This is a genomic window from Arthrobacter sp. Y3221160, from assembly GCF_059092585.1.
This window is the reverse complement of record NZ_JBNHHU010000001.1, coordinates 531,276-548,558: the sequence shown is the minus strand read 5'-3', so window position 1 is coordinate 548,558 and position 17,283 is coordinate 531,276. Positions and strand designations below refer to the sequence as shown.

18 protein-coding genes are annotated in these 17,283 nt (G+C 64.0%); 8 read left to right on the top strand and 10 right to left on the bottom strand.

Annotated features, from left to right (window positions below; all coding sequences use genetic code 11):
• Window positions 1-140 precede the first annotated feature (140 nt).
• Window positions 141-1,064 carry a LysR family transcriptional regulator gene (locus AC5RWG_RS02555; RefSeq protein ID WP_493999862.1) on the bottom strand — a complete coding sequence of 308 codons (924 nt, stop codon included), beginning with the start codon at window positions 1,062-1,064 and terminating at the stop codon, window positions 141-143.
• 646 nt (window positions 1,065-1,710) lie between these two features.
• Between AC5RWG_RS02555 and nrdH the strand changes: the two genes are divergently transcribed.
• From nrdH to AC5RWG_RS02530, 5 genes are all read left to right on the top strand, one after another.
• Entirely contained in the window at window positions 1,711-1,953 is a 243-nt protein-coding gene (nrdH, locus tag AC5RWG_RS02550) for a glutaredoxin-like protein NrdH (protein WP_127513743.1), read from the top strand.
• Between the two features lie 60 nt (window positions 1,954-2,013).
• A complete protein-coding gene (nrdI, locus tag AC5RWG_RS02545; protein WP_493999861.1) occupies window positions 2,014-2,496 on the top strand; it encodes a class Ib ribonucleoside-diphosphate reductase assembly flavoprotein NrdI in 483 nt (160 codons plus the stop codon).
• A 17-nt stretch (window positions 2,497-2,513) separates the two neighbouring features.
• Window positions 2,514-4,634, top strand: coding sequence for a class 1b ribonucleoside-diphosphate reductase subunit alpha (gene nrdE, locus AC5RWG_RS02540; protein ID WP_494001260.1), 2,121 nt, complete (start codon window positions 2,514-2,516; stop codon window positions 4,632-4,634).
• 166 nt (window positions 4,635-4,800) lie between these two features.
• Window positions 4,801-5,778 carry a class 1b ribonucleoside-diphosphate reductase subunit beta gene (gene nrdF, locus AC5RWG_RS02535; RefSeq protein ID WP_493999860.1) on the top strand — a complete coding sequence of 326 codons (978 nt, stop codon included), beginning with the start codon at window positions 4,801-4,803 and terminating at the stop codon, window positions 5,776-5,778.
• A 519-nt stretch (window positions 5,779-6,297) separates the two neighbouring features.
• Window positions 6,298-6,579 (top strand): hypothetical protein, encoded by a 282-nt coding sequence (locus AC5RWG_RS02530; RefSeq protein ID WP_494025975.1) that lies wholly within the window; start codon window positions 6,298-6,300, stop codon window positions 6,577-6,579.
• A gap of 128 nt (window positions 6,580-6,707) precedes the next feature.
• Here AC5RWG_RS02530 and AC5RWG_RS02525 read toward each other — a convergent pair whose 3' ends face one another.
• Together AC5RWG_RS02525 and AC5RWG_RS02520 are read right to left on the bottom strand one after the other, a co-directional pair.
• The gene (locus tag AC5RWG_RS02525) at window positions 6,708-7,130 is read right to left on the bottom strand and encodes an arsenate reductase ArsC (RefSeq protein WP_494025974.1); all 423 of its coding nucleotides are present in this window, start codon (window positions 7,128-7,130) and stop codon (window positions 6,708-6,710) included.
• A gap of 158 nt (window positions 7,131-7,288) precedes the next feature.
• Window positions 7,289-7,963 carry an arsenate reductase/protein-tyrosine-phosphatase family protein gene (locus AC5RWG_RS02520; RefSeq protein WP_494025973.1) on the bottom strand — a complete coding sequence of 225 codons (675 nt, stop codon included), beginning with the start codon at window positions 7,961-7,963 and terminating at the stop codon, window positions 7,289-7,291.
• Between the two features lie 46 nt (window positions 7,964-8,009).
• Here AC5RWG_RS02520 and AC5RWG_RS02515 point away from each other — a divergent pair, with 46 nt between their 5' ends.
• On the top strand, window positions 8,010-8,750 hold the full coding sequence (locus AC5RWG_RS02515; RefSeq protein ID WP_494166367.1) for an aquaporin: 741 nt from the start codon (window positions 8,010-8,012) through the stop codon (window positions 8,748-8,750).
• Between the two features lie 164 nt (window positions 8,751-8,914).
• On the opposite strand, the gene AC5RWG_RS02510 is transcribed toward AC5RWG_RS02515, so the two are convergent.
• Both AC5RWG_RS02510 and cmtR read right to left on the bottom strand, forming a co-directional pair.
• The gene (locus AC5RWG_RS02510) at window positions 8,915-9,586 is read right to left on the bottom strand and encodes a cation diffusion facilitator family transporter (RefSeq protein WP_494166366.1); all 672 of its coding nucleotides are present in this window, start codon (window positions 9,584-9,586) and stop codon (window positions 8,915-8,917) included.
• Complete coding sequence (gene cmtR, locus AC5RWG_RS02505) at window positions 9,583-9,936, bottom strand: Cd(II)/Pb(II)-sensing metalloregulatory transcriptional regulator CmtR (RefSeq protein WP_494101535.1); 354 nt, start codon at window positions 9,934-9,936, stop codon at window positions 9,583-9,585. The genes AC5RWG_RS02510 and cmtR overlap by 4 nt, the downstream gene beginning before the upstream one ends.
• Before the next feature lie 434 nt (window positions 9,937-10,370).
• Here cmtR and AC5RWG_RS02500 point away from each other — a divergent pair, with 434 nt between their 5' ends.
• The gene (locus tag AC5RWG_RS02500) at window positions 10,371-10,991 is read left to right on the top strand and encodes a hypothetical protein (RefSeq protein ID WP_494166365.1); all 621 of its coding nucleotides are present in this window, start codon (window positions 10,371-10,373) and stop codon (window positions 10,989-10,991) included.
• Window positions 10,992-11,086: 95 nt separating this feature from the next.
• On the opposite strand, the gene AC5RWG_RS02495 is transcribed toward AC5RWG_RS02500, so the two are convergent.
• The 4 genes from AC5RWG_RS02495 to AC5RWG_RS02480 form a co-directional block, all read right to left on the bottom strand.
• Complete coding sequence (locus AC5RWG_RS02495) at window positions 11,087-11,455, bottom strand: cupin domain-containing protein (RefSeq protein ID WP_494069130.1); 369 nt, start codon at window positions 11,453-11,455, stop codon at window positions 11,087-11,089.
• A 91-nt stretch (window positions 11,456-11,546) separates the two neighbouring features.
• A complete protein-coding gene (locus AC5RWG_RS02490; RefSeq protein WP_494166364.1) occupies window positions 11,547-12,620 on the bottom strand; it encodes a DNA polymerase IV in 1,074 nt (357 codons plus the stop codon).
• 149 nt (window positions 12,621-12,769) lie between these two features.
• Complete coding sequence (locus tag AC5RWG_RS02485; RefSeq protein WP_494166363.1) at window positions 12,770-13,936, bottom strand: MFS transporter; 1,167 nt, start codon at window positions 13,934-13,936, stop codon at window positions 12,770-12,772.
• Window positions 13,937-13,980: 44 nt separating this feature from the next.
• Complete coding sequence (locus AC5RWG_RS02480) at window positions 13,981-14,868, bottom strand: dihydrodipicolinate synthase family protein (protein ID WP_494166362.1); 888 nt, start codon at window positions 14,866-14,868, stop codon at window positions 13,981-13,983.
• 132 nt (window positions 14,869-15,000) lie between these two features.
• Between AC5RWG_RS02480 and pdxR the strand changes: the two genes are divergently transcribed.
• Window positions 15,001-16,395, top strand: a complete 1,395-nt coding sequence (gene pdxR / locus AC5RWG_RS02475) for a MocR-like pyridoxine biosynthesis transcription factor PdxR (RefSeq protein ID WP_494166361.1) — start codon at window positions 15,001-15,003, stop codon at window positions 16,393-16,395.
• Between the two features lie 35 nt (window positions 16,396-16,430).
• On the opposite strand, the gene AC5RWG_RS02470 is transcribed toward pdxR, so the two are convergent.
• Window positions 16,431-17,267, bottom strand: a complete 837-nt coding sequence (locus AC5RWG_RS02470) for an aldo/keto reductase (RefSeq protein ID WP_494166360.1) — start codon at window positions 17,265-17,267, stop codon at window positions 16,431-16,433.
• Between the last annotated feature and the right edge of the window lie 16 nt (window positions 17,268-17,283).

Below are 17,283 nucleotides of genomic sequence, written 5' to 3'. Positions count from 1 at the left end.
TCAAGGCGAAGGCGCTGTGCTCCTGCCTTTTCGCTGCGGATTCTGCGCACAGATTCAGCTGTGGGCGAACGCACCGTTGGTCCGGTTGGGAAAGAAAGAACCTGTGGCGGGAACCGGCGGCGCCTGCCCTGGCGAAGCCCTCAGGTGCGCCTGGTCGTGATGCTCATGTCGCGCAGGATCACCGACAGCTGGTCCATGAAGAGGCCGAGCTGGGCGTTCTGCCGGTCGTTGATCAGCAGCGCAAAGATGTTCCGTGCCAGCCGGATTTCCGGGACGTCCAGCACCACGATGCCGTCGGGCCCGTTGTGCATGGCGAGCTCCGGAACCAGCGCAGCGCCCAGACCCGCGGCGGCCATGGCGAGGCTGGCGTTGAAGTCGTCGCAGTAGGCGACCACCCGCGGGTGGAGGTTGCAGCTGGCGAAGAGGCGCTCGATCACGGTGGCGTCCGCCGTGCCGGGATGGTGCATGATCCAGGGCATCTCCGCCAACTGGGAGGCCGTCACCGAAGCCCCGGGCCGAATGCCCCATGATTCGGGCAGTACCACCCTGAAATTGTCGTCGCCGATCCATTGCCGGCTCACCGTGTTGGGCCAGGCCAGCCCGCCCTGGCCGACCTGGAACACCAGGGCGACGTCGAGTCCGCCGCCGGCCCGCAACCCCTGGATCGTCTGGCCCGGCTCGGCGACGGATACCTTGAGGTTGATCCCCAGGCCCGGCCATCCGGGGGCCTGCAGCAACCGGGGGAGTACGTAGGTGGCCAGGCTGGGAAAGATCCCGAGCCTGACCTCCTGCGTGCTGGTGTCCTGGCTGCGGGCGGTGGCAGCCAGCAGCGCATCGATGTCCGTGAGGACCTTGGCCGCGTGCCGGGACATCACCATCGCCGTTTCGGTCGGCTGCACGCTGCGCGCCGAGCGCTCGAACAGCTTGGCGCCCGTCTCGCGCTCCAGCGCGGACATCTGCTGCGAAACGGCCGAGGCCGTATAGCCTAGGTTGGCCGCGGCCGCGGCAAACGACCCGCGACGTGTCACTTCGAGCAAGGTGCGCAGGTGCACCGTGTTGACCATCAGCCCTCCTGTGGCTCATTCACCCTTGCGCTAAGCCTACCTTGGGCTCTGCGAGAGCCGCGGGCCGCACTTGGAGGAATGCCGCGGGCCGCCACAGCGTTGTGTTAAGGGTGCCGCATTCACGCGAGGGGGAGTGGTTCGAAGCCCGGACGTGCTGCACTGGCAGTCAGGGGGTGAAAGCCGCCCGACCACGGAGCATGGAGCCGCCCGAATGGTCCGGCCGTATCGTCCGGCCGATTGTCCGAGGCGGCCGCTAAGGTTCCGAGTACGGGAGCGGCAGCAGAGAAAACGACGGACGCCGGGGACCACAACATCTAGTGGTGCCGGAACTAGGGGCGACACGCCGACGAAACGGCGACACGAGACTTTCCGAAGTTGTGGGCAGCCCATCCACAGGCTGTGGATGGCGCCCTGGAAAGGCCGGAATATCAACTGTTTAACCCCCGAAAATATCCCCATGGGCTGTGGACGAAGGTGGGCACGGAATGACATACTTGTAATACATCATCTTGGGGTTCCAAACGGCCGAGTCCACTAGATGTAGTATTGGAACCGCTGGCGGGCAGCGAGCGCGGGTTCTTCTCAGGGACAGCCGCACAGCCAGAAAACAGCAGAACGCCGTACCGAGAATTAGGGGAGAAGGACCATGACTGTAACGGTTTACACCAAGCCAGCATGCGTGCAGTGCAATGCCACGTACCGGGCTCTGGACAAGAAGGGCATCGCCTACCAGAGCGTTGACCTGTCCCAGGATCCGGAAGCGCTGGAGCGTGTCCGTTCCCTTGGTTACATGCAGGCGCCCGTCGTCGTCACCGAGCAGGACCACTGGTCCGGGTTCCGCCCGGACAAGATCGAGGAGCTGGCCCAGGCCGCTGCCTCGGTAGCCTGAGCGGATTCGTTCGGAACCAGAACCAATGAGCGGATTCGTTCGGAACCAGAACCAAACGCCATGACCGAGCTGCTGATGAGTGAGGCCGCCAGGCGTGAGGCGGGTCCGGCAACCGGCGGGACCGCCGAGACGGACCTGATCTATTTCTCCTCCGCCTCCGGCTACACCGACCGCTTCATGCAGAAGCTGGGGCTGCCGGCGGCACGGATCCCGCTGCGCACCCAGCAGGAGACGCTGCACGCGCTCCGGCCGTTCGTCCTGGTACTGCCGACGTACGGCGGCGAATCCGGCCGGAACTCGATTCCGCCACAGGTCATCAAATTCCTCAACCTCGAGGAGAACCGGCGCCTGCTCCGTGGAGTGATCGGCTCCGGCAACACGAACTTCGGCACAACGTACTGCCTGGCGGCGGAGAAGATCGCCGCAAAGTGCCAGGTGCCGCTTCTCTATCGATTCGAACTCATGGGCACGTCCGAGGACGTCGACCGGGTCAAGCAAGGATTGGAACACTTTTGGAAACGACAGTTGCACCCGCAGCCGTAGCCGATGCCAAGGCAGAACTGCCGGCGGCATTTAAGGGACTGGGCTACCACGAACTCAATGCCATGCTCAACCTTTACGGTCCGGACGGGAAGATTCAGTTCGAGGCCGACCGCGAAGCTGCCCGCCAGTACTTCCTGCAGCACGTTAACAACAACACCGTGTTCTTCCATGACCTGGAAGAAAAACTCGACTACCTGATCAAGAACGACTACTACGAGCGCGAGACGCTCGACCAGTACACGATGAACTTTGTCCGGTCGCTCTACGACCGGGCCTACAAGAAAAAGTTCCGCTTCGAGACTTTCCTGGGCGCGTTCAAGTTCTACACGTCCTACACGCTCAAGACGTTCGACGGCAAGCGTTTCCTGGAGCGCTACGAAGACCGTGTCTGCATGGTGGCCCTTCACCTGGCCAGGGGCGACGAGGAACTGGCGAACCGCCTGGTGGACGAGATCATCGACGGCCGCTTCCAGCCGGCCACTCCCACGTTCCTGAACGCGGGCAAGAAGCAGCGCGGCGAGCTGGTCTCCTGCTTCCTGCTGCGCATCGAAGACAACATGGAGTCGATCGCCCGCGGCATCAACTCCGCCCTGCAGCTGTCCAAGCGCGGCGGCGGCGTCGCGCTGTCGCTGACCAACATCCGCGAGCACGGCGCGCCGATCAAGCAGATCGAGAACCAGTCCTCCGGCGTCATCCCCGTCATGAAGCTGCTCGAAGACAGCTTCTCCTACGCCAACCAGCTCGGCGCCCGCCAGGGTGCCGGCGCGGTGTACCTGCATGCCCACCACCCGGACATCTACCGCTTCCTGGACACGAAGCGCGAGAACGCCGACGAGAAGATCCGGATCAAGACGCTCTCGCTGGGCGTTGTCGTCCCGGACATCACGTTCGAGCTGGCGAAGAAGAACGAGGACATGTACCTGTTCTCCCCGTACGACGTCGAACGCGTCTACGGGGTGCCGTTCTCCGACATCTCCGTCTCGGAGAAGTACTACGAGATGGTCGACGACAGCCGGATCAAGAAGACCAAGATCAGCGCCCGCGAGTTCTTCCAGACGCTGGCCGAGATCCAGTTCGAATCGGGCTACCCGTACATCATGTTCGAGGACACGGTAAACCGCGCCAACCCGATCCACGGCAAGATCATCATGTCCAACCTCTGCTCGGAGATCCTGCAGGTTTCCTCGCCGTCGCTGTACAACGAGGACCTCACCTACGCCGAAATCGGCAAGGACATTTCCTGCAACCTCGGCTCGATGAACATCGCGAAGACCATGGACTCGCCCGACTTCGGCACCTCCATCGAGACCGCCATCCGCGCGCTCACCGCGGTGTCGGACATGTCCTACATCAACTCGGTGCCCTCGATCGCCGAAGGCAACCTCCAGTCGCACGCCATCGGCCTGGGCCAGATGAACCTGCACGGCTACCTGGCCCGCGAGCGGGTCCATTACGGTTCCGAGGAAGGCCTGGACTTCACCAACATCTACTTCTACACGGTGCTGTTCCACGCGCTGCGTGCCTCGAACAAGCTCGCGATCGAACACCGCCAGACCTTCGGCGGTTTCGAGAAGTCCAAGTACGCCTCGGGCGAGTTCTTCGACAAGTACACCGAGCAGGAATGGGTGCCGCAGACCGACCGGGTCAAGGAGCTCTTCGCCCACGTGGAAATCCCCACCCAGGCCGACTGGCGGGAGCTAAAGGCCTCCGTCATGGAGCACGGGATCTACAACCAGAACCTGCAGGCCGTCCCGCCCACCGGTTCGATCTCCTACATCAACAACTCCACGTCCTCGATCCACCCGGTGGCCTCCAAGATCGAGATCCGCAAGGAAGGCAAGCTGGGCCGCGTGTACTACCCGGCCCCGTACCTGACCAACGACAACCTGGAGTACTACCAGGACGCGTACGAAATCGGCTACGAGAAGATCATCGACACCTACGCCGCGGCCACCCAGCACGTGGACCAGGGCCTGTCGCTGACGCTGTTCTTCAAGGACACCGCCACCACCCGCGACATCAACAAGGCGCAGATCTACGCCTGGCGCAAGGGCATCAAGACCATCTACTACATCCGTCTTCGCCAGCTCGCGCTGGAGGGGACCGAGGTAGAGGGCTGCGTCAGCTGCATGCTGTAGCAGACCCGGACAACTGAAAAGTACGACGGCGGGTGCCCGCCCGCCGTCGTACGGGCACCGACGGGATGCCGGACATCCGGCCACCACCCGCTGGCCCAGCCGGCCGCACCCCGGCCGGCATTCGGGCACCATGGAACAAGACAGACTTTGGGAAGAAGGGGACGCGATGTCAGCCGAGAAGGTCAAGCTTCTGCACCACGTGGAAGCGATCAACTGGAACCGGATCGAGGACGAGAAGGACGTTGAGGTCTGGAACCGGCTCTGCAACAACTTCTGGCTGCCCGAAAAGGTCCCGCTGTCCAACGATGTGCAGTCGTGGGGCACGTTGACTGAAGACGAAAAGCTGCTCACCATGCGCGTCTTCACCGGCCTGACCCTGCTGGACACGCTTCAGGGGACCGTCGGCGCCGTCAGCCTGATCCCGGATGCGCTGACCCCGCACGAGGAAGCCGTCTACACGAACATCGCGTTCATGGAGTCGGTGCACGCCAAGAGCTATTCGTCGATCTTCTCCACCTTGTGCTCCACCAAGGAGATCGACGAGGCGTTCCGGTGGTCCACCGAGAACGAGAATCTGCAGAAGAAGGCCCGGATCATCGAGGGCTACTACTACGGCGATGACCCGCTCAAGCGCAAGGTCGCCTCCACGCTGCTGGAGTCCTTCCTGTTCTACTCCGGCTTCTACCTGCCGATGTACTGGTCCTCACGGGCCAAGCTAACCAACACCGCGGACCTGATCCGGCTGATCATCCGCGACGAGGCGGTGCACGGTTACTACATCGGCTACAAGTTCCAGAAGGGCGTCGAGGGGGAGTCCGAGGCGCGCAAGCAGGAGCTGAAGGACTACACCTTCGAGCTGCTCTACGAGCTGTACGAGAACGAAGTGCAGTACACCCACGACCTCTACGACGCCGTGGGCCTGTCCGAGGACGTCAAGAAGTTCCTGAACTACAACGCCAACAAGGCGCTGATGAACCTGGGCTACGAGGCCATGTTCCCGTCCACCGTGACCGACGTGAACCCGGCCATCCTCTCCGCCCTGAGCCCCAACGCGGACGAGAACCATGACTTCTTCTCCGGCTCCGGCTCCTCCTACGTGATCGGCAAGGCCGTCAACACCGAAGACGAAGACTGGGACTTCTAGGTCCTCCTCCCTCCCTCTTTCTTCCATTGGGGGATCGCGGCCGCCCCAGCAAGATGGTCGCCTCCGGGTAATATGAACGGCCTATCTGAGCAACGCTCAGGTAGGCCGTTCCTTTAGCGGGCGCTGCCTTCGGGAACGGCCGGAAGTGACTGGGACAGGCGCGCTTGTAACCGGAACAACCATTGATTCCAACTGTGAGGGGCGGAGAATATCTTGGATCTCTTGGGCGGGATGAGCCGCGACGAACTCCGCGTCTTTTCCTGGTGTGCGGCCGCCGTCTTTGCGCTAGTGGCCGGCGCGTGGCGTCCGCGCAGGCTTCATTGGACTGTTCTTGGTTCCGTCCTCCTCTTCGGGGCCCTTAATGCGGGTGCCGGGATCTACGTCCTGAACCATTTCCGTGATTCACGCTGGTCCACAGGGGGAGAACCGCCGCTGAGCGCTCCGTCGTTTTCCGGGACGCCTGTCGTGGGGCAGTTTCTAGGCCCACTGGACACCGCTCTTGATGGAGTCGTCGGTGGCGTGAACGAGTTCCTGGCCTTCAGGCATGCGCTTCCCGTAGCGCTCGAGTTCCTTGCCGCGTCCGGCTGGGCCCTGATGGTGGCGTTCCCGCTGGGCATCCTTGCGGCCGGCATCAGTTACTCCGTGGCCAGGCGCCGGACGGCGCAGTTCGACCAGTATCGCGTCACCGTTGACCTGCTCAAAGATGAGCTCGAGCAGATCAAGCGGCAGATCTCGGCAGGGGCATCGGCCGACACGGTACGCCCTGCCGGGGACGGGGTCACTGACGTGCGGCCTGGCTAACCCGCTGCCTTGTGCTTGAGTCCGCAACGGCCCGTCAGGCACCCCTTCCGGACTCGAGACGAGTGCTCTTCGGCTAATGGCGGTGGCCCGGCTGGCGGTCCGCAGGGGCCGGCGACAGACGGGTTGGACTAGTTGGCGGCCGGGATCAGGGATTCGATTAATCCCTCGATGCGGGTCTTGATCTCGTCGCGGATGGGGCGGACAGCGTCCACACCCTGCCCGGCCGGGTCATCCAGGACCCAGTCCTCATAGCGCTTGCCGGGGAAATAGGGGCATTCGTCGCCGCAGCCCATGGTGATCACGACGTCCGACTCCTTGACGGCCTCGGTGGTGAGGGCCTTCGGGATCTCGGCGGACATGTCGATGCCGAGTTCGGCCATGGCCTCCACTGCGGCCGGGTTGACCTTGTCAGCGGGCTGGGAGCCGGCCGAGCGGACTTCGATGGCGCCTTCGGAGAAGGTGGTCAGGAATGCCGCCGCCATCTGCGAACGCCCTGCGTTGTGGACGCAGACGAAGAGGACGGAAGGCTTTTTGATGGTACCGGTGCTCACGGGTTTCTCCAGTGGTTCGAACGGTGGTGGTTTTGCTTGGGTGTACAGCCGCTCCATCGCTGCACCGACTCCGCATTGATGCCTGTCGATGTGAGCAGCATCCGGCCCCCATATTGATGATTGTCGATATTTGCAATGCGCTTGTTCTGCCCGGCTGGTCAGGCGGCGCGCAGGCGTGGCGCGAGATCGCTGATGCGGTTGGAGATGTCGAGGAAGGCGTGTTCGAAAGCGTCGTTGGTGTTCGATCGGACGGGGTCCGGAACGGACCAGTGAATTCCTTCCAGGCTCGGCAGTTCCTCGTGCGCGTTGTCGCACACGGTGACGATAAAGTCGTCGCTGGTTGCAACGTCAGTCAGTTGGCGCGGACTTGCGTTCCCGAGATTGACGCCGTGACGTTGCGCGATATCGATGGCCCCCTGGGCGACGCGGTCTGCCGGCTGAGTGCCCGCCGACGTCGCCGGAATTTTACTCACGCGCCGCCATAGGGCAGTCGCCAGCTGAGACCGTGCGCTGTTGCGCGTGCAGACGAAGAGGACGCGGCGCACGCCGTGTTCACGCCGGGGCGACAGCCCCTCCAGCGCCCCGGAGGTGAGTCTGATGTAGCTGCGCCGCTTATCCGCCTCCGAGCGGCGGCGGGTCGCGAGGCCGGCAGCTTCCAAGGTGCGCAGGTGGTGGGACAGCAGGTTGGAGGGGAGGCCGAGCTCCGCCTGAAGCTCCGTCGGTGAGTAGTCTCCGAGCGTCAGCAGATCGACAATCCGCAGGCGGGCAGGGTCTGCGAGGGCGGCATGTTTTGCAACTCGCGCCTGAAAGTCCCCGTTTAGCTCAATAGTCATTGATTCAATTTTGACTGAGTTAATTTATTCGGTCAAGCTGGATCTCATGACTTCACACCTGCCGCCCTTGTGGCGCCGCGCTGTCGCCGAGCTGCTCGGTACGGCACTGCTTGTTTGCATCGTCGTCGGCTCGGGCATTGCCGCGCAGCAACTTTCCCCGAACGATGTGGGACTGCAGCTGCTGCAGAACAGCACCGCCACGGTGCTGGGCCTCACGGTTCTGATCCTCATGTTTGGACCGGTCAGCGGCGCCCACTTCAATCCCATGGTGTCGCTCGCGGACTGGCTTCTGGGCAGGCGCAGCCGCACCGCCTTGACCCTTGCGGAATTGGGCACGTATCTGGTGGCGCAGATGGTCGGCGGGATCGGCGGCAGCGTACTCGCCAACGCCATGTTTGAAGTGGGTACGACCGTCTCGACCAACGATCGAGCAACTGCGGGAACGCTGCTGGGCGAGGTGGTTGCGACGGCCGGGCTCATTCTGCTGATCTTCTCCCTGGCTGCCACTCGAAGGGGTATCCTCGCGGCTCCCGCTGTAGGTGCGTACATTGGCGCGGCGTACTGGTTCACGTCCTCGACGTCTTTCGCCAACCCTGCGGTGACGGTCGGCCGCATCTTCAGTGACACGTTTGCCGGCATCGCTCCGAGCTCCGTCCCCGGTTTCGTGCTGGCGCAGATCATCGGTGCGGCAGTGGGCGTCGGCCTCCTCATGCTCCTCTTCCCTGCGGCCTCGCGTATGGCGGACGACGTCGTTGTCCCGCACCCCTCGCGAAAGGGCGGATCCTGACCGCAAGGGCATGGGTTTCGTTCCCCGCCGGAATCTGGCAGGCGGGGCCCAGGTGTTGATGGCCCCCCCGCCAGCGGGGACGTTCCTGGGTGCCGACGTGGCGAAGGAAACGGCCACCATTTTCAAGGCCCTGTCTGACCTGAGCCGACTGCGCCTGCTCTCTGTCACTCACGGTCTTCTTGGCCGCCGTCGTCGTGGAGTTCTTCGAGGACCTCGAACGGTGACTCGACATCTCCCGTCCAGGCCTCGATGCCTTCGCGGACGGCAAGGGCGGCAACCACCAGAGCCGCGATCGAATCTGCCCAGGCCCACCCGAACAAGGTGTTCAGAATTAGACCAATCAGTACAGTCCCGGACAAGTAGATGCAGAGCAACAATTGTTTGGCATCTGCCTGAACGCTCTTCGAGTTCAACTCACGCCCGGTCCGGAACTCGAACCACGCGAGCACGGGCATCACGATGAGACTCAGTGAAGCGATACCGATGCCGAGGGGGCTGTGCTCGACCTTTTCAATGCCCGAGAGAGCCAGTACCGCGTCTATGGTGACGTAGGCCGCTAAGGCGAAAAAGGCAATGCCGATTGCGCGGACAGTCACTTTCTCCCAACGTTCGGGGTCTTTGCGTGTGAACTGCCAGGCGACGGCTGCCGCGGAGAGAACCTCAATGATGGAATCGAGGCCGAAGCCGATGAGCGCCGCAGACGAAGCCATGGAGCCGGCCCAGATCGCGACAATCGCTTCGATCACGTTGTACGTGATGGTGGAAGCGACAATGAGTCGCACACGGCGGTGCAGTACAAAACGCCGCTCGGCAGAGAGCGCAGTCGGTGCTGTCATCGGGACCCCTCGCAGCACCCGGGCAATGGGCATGCCGGGTCGGCGCAGGGGTTGTTTTCGTCCACCATCAGTGTCACTTCGACGAGGGCCTGTAGAGCGTTCGCCAGATGGGGGTCGGCGATCTCGTACCGGGTTTGCCGACCTTCAGGTTCGGCAATGACGATGCCGCAATCACGAAGGCACGTCAGGTGATTGGAAACATTCGACCGCGTCAAGTTCAGGCTGCGCGCGAGGACGGCTGGGTAGCTTGGCTCCTTGAGCAGGGTCATGAGGATGGATGCTCGGCTTGGATCGGCCATGGCCCGCCCTAGGCGATTCATGACATCCAGCCTCGAAGTTATAGTCAGCATGGACTGACTATACAGTTGTTGCTGAACTATCCCACAACCAAAAGGGGTGCCCCTGCTCGGATGGGCAATAACTGGAAGAGAATCTGGTGCGGGAAATAACCTTAATTCGGGCATCGACATCGCTTCCGCCCCTAATACTCACCTTTGGATGTGACGTTATCGCCTGCCTCCTGATATCCCATTCGCAACTGGGAGAAACGGTGCATTTCTTTTTGCTCGGTTTTATACACCCTTAATGAGAGAGGGTAGTGGAACTGCGTCAGAACTCGTTGACAGTCGCAGAAACGCAGGCGTAGGTTGACCGCACTGTGCGCCTGGCTGGGGGAGGAACGCAGGGACCGTGGTTCTCTCAACGGACCTGTCGCCACTACGGCATCCAACGCATCTCCCTGCAGGATGAGCGAGAAGCCTCCTGCCCGCCCAGGAGCCCCATCATGATCACCAAGAAGACACTGCGCCTGCCCATTTTCATTGCTTTTGCCCTCGCCGCGGGGACCGCGCCGGCCATTGCAACGCCCCAAGAGGAAACCCCCACCCAGTGGCCGCCCGAGGACACCGGGGGGCATTATCTACCGGTCCCCGACGATTACTACGCTCCAATAGAGATCGAGGCATGCGGCACGACCGTCACCCTGGAATCCGGAGACGTTCGGGAAGTCCACTACAAAGCCCGGGTTAGGCAGAACGGGTCAACACTGGTGAAGTTCCGGGGCGATGCCACCGTGGACCTGACGCGCGCTTCGGACGGTGCCTTCATCGACGAACTAGACATCTCCGGACCGGGCTTCCAATACTTCTCGGCCGATCAGTTAACCATCGTCGACTCGCTCAAGGGTGCCTCGATCATCTACCCCGTAAGCCCCGCTGATGCCGCGGCGCTGGAAGAAGAAGGCCTACCCGAGTTCTTGTACTTCGAGCGGGGGTGGCTGGCCTTCCATAATCAACTCTCTGAGGATCCGGAGGTGATGGAGCCAATTTCAGTGGATATCGTGATGAACACCATTCGGCACGTTCACGATGTGTGCGAAATGCTCGACGAGGCGGCCGAGAAGTAACACGTCCTCCTCCCCGGGCCGGGGAGGAGGAATCGAGGATGAGGCGCCCCAGGTGCCGTCAGCCGAGCCAATTGCGGCGACGCGAGATGGCGCTCTTAGTCCTGTCGCTTGGCGTAGTCACTGTATCCGTGCCAGTCAAGGACCACGCATGGCTCATCGCCTACGACCCATGCATCGTGACCGGGCGGAACCGACATCAGGTCGCCGACGGCGAACTCGTTTTCCTCGCCGTCGTCCATGACGATCTTGATTCGTCCGGACAACACATAGCCGGTATGGGCCACCTGACAGCTGTCCGTCCCGGCGATGGGTTTGACGTGCTTGGACCACTGCCAACCGGGTTCGAAAACCGCCCGCCCGACGGCGCCTGACTCGAGATTGATCAGATCCAGTTTCCCCTTACCGTCCTCGAAAGGCCGGGTTTCTTCGGGCTCGTTCAGACTCTTGCGGATCATGGGTGACATGAGGGTCTCCTTTGAACCAACCTGCCCTGCACACACAAGTGTGGCAGCACGCCGGGAACAGGGTCAACGTGTGCCGGCCTGACGGGGACCGTCACCAACCGCCGCGCGTCGGCGTATGTCCCTTTCGGGCGTCGTCGGGCATCGCCATCTCGGCCCGCAGGCCCAAGAGACGGATGGGACGGCCCGCTTCGATTCCGGCTGCTAGGTCCAGGGTCCGCGCCAGGATTTCGTGCCGGTCGAACGTCTCGGGAATCTTCCGCGCATGGGTCTTGGTGAAGAACGGAGCATATCGAACCTTGAGGGTCAGCCCGATGACGGGCCGTCCCTCGGCCACAACGTCCTCAAGGACACGCGCTGTCAGCTCCCTGACGGCGTCGTCGACCTGGGCGGGCTCGGTCAGGTCCCGCTGGAAGGTGGTCTCGCGGCTATGCCCGCGGGCAACCCACGGGGTGTCGTCCACAACGCTGGCGCCGTCCCCGCGTCCAAGTTCCGCGTACCAGGGCCCCATCCTGGGGCCGAACTCAGGGACCAGGTCCTGGGGGTCGGACGCGGCGAGCTCGGCAACGGTGTTGATGCCGAGCTTGGCCAGCCGGCCCGACACCTTGGTGCCGACGCCCCACAGGTCTTTGGTGGGCCGGCCGCCCATGACATCAAGCCAGTTCCCGGCGGTGAGGCGAAAGACGCCGGCCGGCTTGCCGAAACCGGTGGCGACCTTGGCGCGGACCAGAGTGTCGCCGATGCCCACGCTGCAATGCAGCTTCGTTCGCTCCAGTACGGCGGCCTGCACCTGCCGGGCGTAGGCTTCGGGATTCTCTGTCTCGACGCCGACGAAGGCTTCATCCCAGCCCAGCACCTGCACCGTGGCGCCCGGCTGCGCTCGCAGCGTATTCATCACCGTTTCTGACGCCGCGAGGTACGCCTCGTGATCGACGGGGAGGATGACGGCGTCGGGCACTTTCCGTGCCGCCGTGCGCAAAGGCATTCCCGAACCGACACCGAAGGCCCGGGCTTCGTAGGATGCGGTCGACACCACAGCCCGTTCCGTGGGGTCGCCCCGGCCGCCGACAATGATCGGCTTGCCCGCAAGCTCCGGCCGCCGGAGCACTTCGACCGCAGCGATGAACTGGTCGAGATCGACGTGCAGCACCCACGGGATTCCGCTCACGCCACCAGTGTGCCCTAAACATCCCCGGCAAGCATCGGGGCGCCGCCGGCTTGGCCGCAATTGGCCTTCAGTGAATTCCAGCGGTGCCGACGGGAGTCCCGCACCAGCGTAGAGCGTGTGGCGCAGCCGTGCGTTGATCTGGCCTTTCTTCAGGACTTGGCGGTGGCACGGCGGTCCACAACCGAGGCGCCCACGACGGCCGTAACGATGGACACTGCAAGGAACAGTGGCAACTGGGTGGCTTGCGAAACAACGGCACCGGCAACAGCAGTTCCTGCCGAACCGGCAGTGATCTTCAGGGCTCCGACCCACACGAACACCTGGCCGCGTGCTTCCGGCGGCGCATATTCGCTGCGGGCGGCCAGGGTTGCGGCGAAGAAGTACGAGTTCGCGATCCCGGCCAAGGAGTAGGCCGCCACCGCGACAGGGAAGCTGCCGGCGAATGCAGCCCCGGCCAGGGCTAGGCCTACCCCGGCCGCAAGCCATGTCATCAGTCGGTCGGCGTCGGCCTGCATCGGCCGGATCATCACCCCCGCCGAACCGGCCAGCCCACCCAGCCCGTAGGCCGCGGCCAGGACGCCCGCTGCAGCAGGTGCGACGGCGAGCTCCGCGGTGGAGGCTACGGCCGTGATGGGCAGGACCGCAACCGACAGGGCGACAACGACCGTCAGATAGAGCGTTCGGCGCAAAGGACCCGACGAGAGCATCATCACGAGCGTCCGTCCCGGCTGAGGCACCTCCGCGGGCGCGGCGGCAGGCGGGCGATAAGGCAGGAGCCTGATCACCGCCGCGGCGGCGAACGTGGCGGCGGCCAGGATCAGCGCTGCCACAGCGGGACCCGACCACGCCGAGACGGCGGCGACAAGGGAGGGTCCGATGGTGCCGCCGATGCCGTAGGTGGCCACGTCCCAGCCTTGGGCGCGGCGCTGGCTGGATTTTTCCGGTCCCGCTATGGCCGGCAGCCGGCTGCTGATGCCCCCGGTCAGCAGGGGACCAACGAGTCCGGAAGCGACCAGCAGTGCTCCCGTGATCACGGGCCAGGTCACCGGATACAGCAGTACAGCGGCCGCGAGCGTTGCCCCGTGGGCCATGCAGGCCAGGGCAATCACGGAACGACCGTCGGGGGCAGTATCAAGGCGCCGGGCGACGAAGGGGCCAAAGAGGTGGGGAGCGGTAATGCAGGCGCCCAGAAGGCCGGCCAGCCATCCCGGCGACCCGCTCGTTGCCACCAGAAGAATGATGGCAACGACCGCACCCCCGTCCGCGCTGCGGGCCAGGGTGGCCGCCACGATATAGCGGGCGAGTGCCCCGCGCACATCGGTGCCTCGGCCGGGCGCGTGGCCGGTAGTCACCCCTTGGGTCACGCCCGAAGACCGCACTGGCGAATAGCGTCCGCAACTTTCAGGCTGCCTTCACTGTCCAGACCGTGAAGCGGCAACGGCAGGCTGGGTGACGGAATCAGCCCCAACTGCTCTGCAATTGCTGCGGTAACGCGCAGGCTGCCGTACGTCCGGAAGAGCGACCACAGGGGCTCGAGATTCGCCGACGCTTCCAGGGCCCGGTCGCTGCGCCCGGCCAACGCATGATCCGCCATCACCTTGGCCGTTTCGGGAAGGACGCCGGCGATCACCGAGTACCACACATCACAGCCGGCGAGCAGCGCTTCCGCAGCGGCCCAGTCGCCGCTGATACCTACCCATATGCGTTCCGGCAGCAGCGAGCGCAATTCCCTCGGGCGTGCAGAAGCCTGCCCCGGCGGGGGAGGCGGGATCTTGATGGAGACAATCGCCGGCATGTCGGCGATGCGCGAATACAGGGCATCGGAAAATGTGAACCCGGTCGTGCCGGGGTTGTCGTAGACGACGATGGGTACCGAAGATGCCGCCGAGACGTCCTGGTACAGGCCGAACACCTCCGCCTCCGTCAGGCGTTGGTATGACACCGGGGCCAGCAGCAAACCCGAAGCCCCTGCCGCCTGGGCATCTTCAACATGCGCCAAGACATCGCGCGTACGCACCGCACCCACGCCGGCGATAACCGGGACCCCGTCGGAGGCATCGACAGCTGCCTCAAGTACTGCACGGCGTTCCTCCCGAGACAAGTACGCGTAGTTTCCGGTGGAGCCGAGTACCCCAAGGGAATCCACGCCGGCTCTCGCGGCCCGGGACACCAAGAGTGCAACGGACTTCACGTCGATGCGCTCATCGACAATCGGTGTGAGGGGGAAAGCGCAGAGTCCGTGAAACATGAGTCCTTCTCTCATCCGCCTCCGGGCCGGGAAAAAGCGGAGCAGCGGCGTGGGCGTCTGGTTGCGGTTTCCATGGTGGCAAGCGCCTTGGTCCTACACTAGGTCCAAGAAAGATCAAATCAGGAGGTCCATGTGGGAGAGGCCGAGCTTCCGCTCACACTCGACAGGAATGCGCCGGCTCCACTCGCCGCCCAACTGGCCGATCAACTCCGCCGGGCCATCCTTGGTGGGCTGCTGGGGCCGGAGCACACGCTCCCGGCAACACGCAGGATGGCCTCCGAGCTCGGCATCTCACGCGGGGTCGTGGTCCGGGCGTTCGAGCAGCTGGCCGGTGAGGGATTCCTGGAAAGCCACGGCGCCGGTGGAACCCGGGTCGTGCTCCGCCCGGACGTTCAACACCCTGCCCGCGAGGAACGCCCAGTCCCGCACCTCCAGGACAGCAGGCCGATCATCGACCTCACGCCGGGACGTCCCTCGTCCGCACCTTTCCGCGACCGCGAGTGGCACACGGCCTGGCGCAGGGCGGTATCCGAACAGGGACCCACGCACCTGCCCCCACCGCTGGGGACCGCCACCCTGCGGAAGGAAGTCGCAGGGCACCTGGCCGCAGCCAGGGGACTGGCCGTCGAACCCGATGACGTCATCATTACCGCCGGAACCAGCGACGCCCTCCTTCTGGCCGTGGCAGCCCTGCGCAACAGCAGAGAGCATCCCCGCATACTCGTCGAGGATCCCGGGTATCCAACGGCCCGACGGGTCATGGCCGCCGCAGGTGCCGTGGTGGAGACAGTGCCCGTCGACGACGACGGACTCAAAGCCGCCCAGCTGGCGTCCCTGGGTCGGCCGCCGGACGCCGTGCTGATCACCCCGAGCCACCAGTACCCGCTAGGCGGCCGGATGCCGGTGCAGGAACGGCTGAATCTTTTGAACTGGGCAGCCGAACACGGCGTGCTCGTCCTCGAAGACGACTACGACAGCGAATTCCGTCACCGCAGGATGCCCTTGCCTGCCGTTGCTTCGCTTCCCTCCACAGCCGACGTCGCGTTGCTGGGGACGTTTTCAAAGTCCCTCAGTCCCTGGCTGCGGTGCGGCTACCTCGTGGTCCGCGGGGAATCAGGCCGCGCGCTGAAGGCGATCCGCGAAGACCTGGACACGCCGGTGGCCGGAATCATGCAAACGGCCCTTGCCTACTACATCCAGGCCGGGGGCCTGGCACGGCACATCTCGCGTGCGCGCCGCGAATACGCGCATCGCAGGGCCCTGCTGCTGGAACGCCTTGGAACCCGTTCGGACCTTCAGCTCGCCGCCCTCGACGGCGGACTTCACGCAGTCCTGCGGTTCCATGGAAAGGACGCCCCTTTACTGGCCAACGACGCCCTTCGCCGCGGAGTCCGCCTGGCCACCCTGGCCGCCTACTACGCCGACCGGGCACCCGAGAACGGCCTCGTTATCGGTTATGGCGCCCCCAGCGATCTGCAGCTCACCCAAGCCCTCGACGTCATCGTCGAACTGCTGAGCGCGCCCTGACCGCTGCAACTGGACACCGGCAGCAACTCCTCGCCTCAGTTGATCTGATCAGGGTGGGAACCGATCCGGCCCTCCCGGCGGTCAAGGCCGGCCAGGCACTCCATGGCGGCGTTGTCCAGCAGGAAGTCCCAGACGCGGAAGTTCTCCTGAATGCGGGGACCTGTTGCCTTGGGGATGGCGATATTGCCCAACTGGAGATGCCAGCGCAGGACCCCCTGTGCAGGGGTTTCGCCCAGGCCGCGGGCCAGGTCCACCACGATAGGATCCTTTAGCGCTGCCCCCCGGGCCAGGGGGCTCCAGGACACGGTGCGGATGCCGTGGGCGGCGTTGAATTCCCGCAGTTCCGCTTGTTGGAACCAGGGGTGCAACTCGATCTGGTTGACCGCCGGCACGACGTCGGTGTGTTGGAGCAGCTGTTCGAGATGTTTCGGGAGGAAGTTCGAAACGCCCACCGCCCGTACACGCCCCTCATGGTAGAGGCGCTCGAGCGCCTTGTAGGTTTCCACAAACAGACCACGTTTGGGCTGGGGCCAGTGAATTAGATACAGGTCGATGTAGTCGAGTCCCAGTTGCCGGGCCGAATCTTCGAAGGCTCGGAGCGCCAGGTCATGGCCGTGGTTATGGTTGTAAACCTTGGTGGTGACAAAGATTTCCTCGCGGGAGGCCAGCCTGCTGGCCGTGTATTTGCGGACGGCCTCACCCCCCCCCTGCTCGTTGCCATACAGCGCAGCGGTGTCGATGTGGCGGAAACCGGCCTGCAAAGCGCGATAGCAAAGCCCGGCGGTCTCCGGCGGGGGGATTCTGGCCGTGCCGAAGCCGAGACGGTCTATCCACACACCGTTGTTGAGCGCTGTCTTCTGCTCGGCCGCCATGGACGAGACTCTAGTC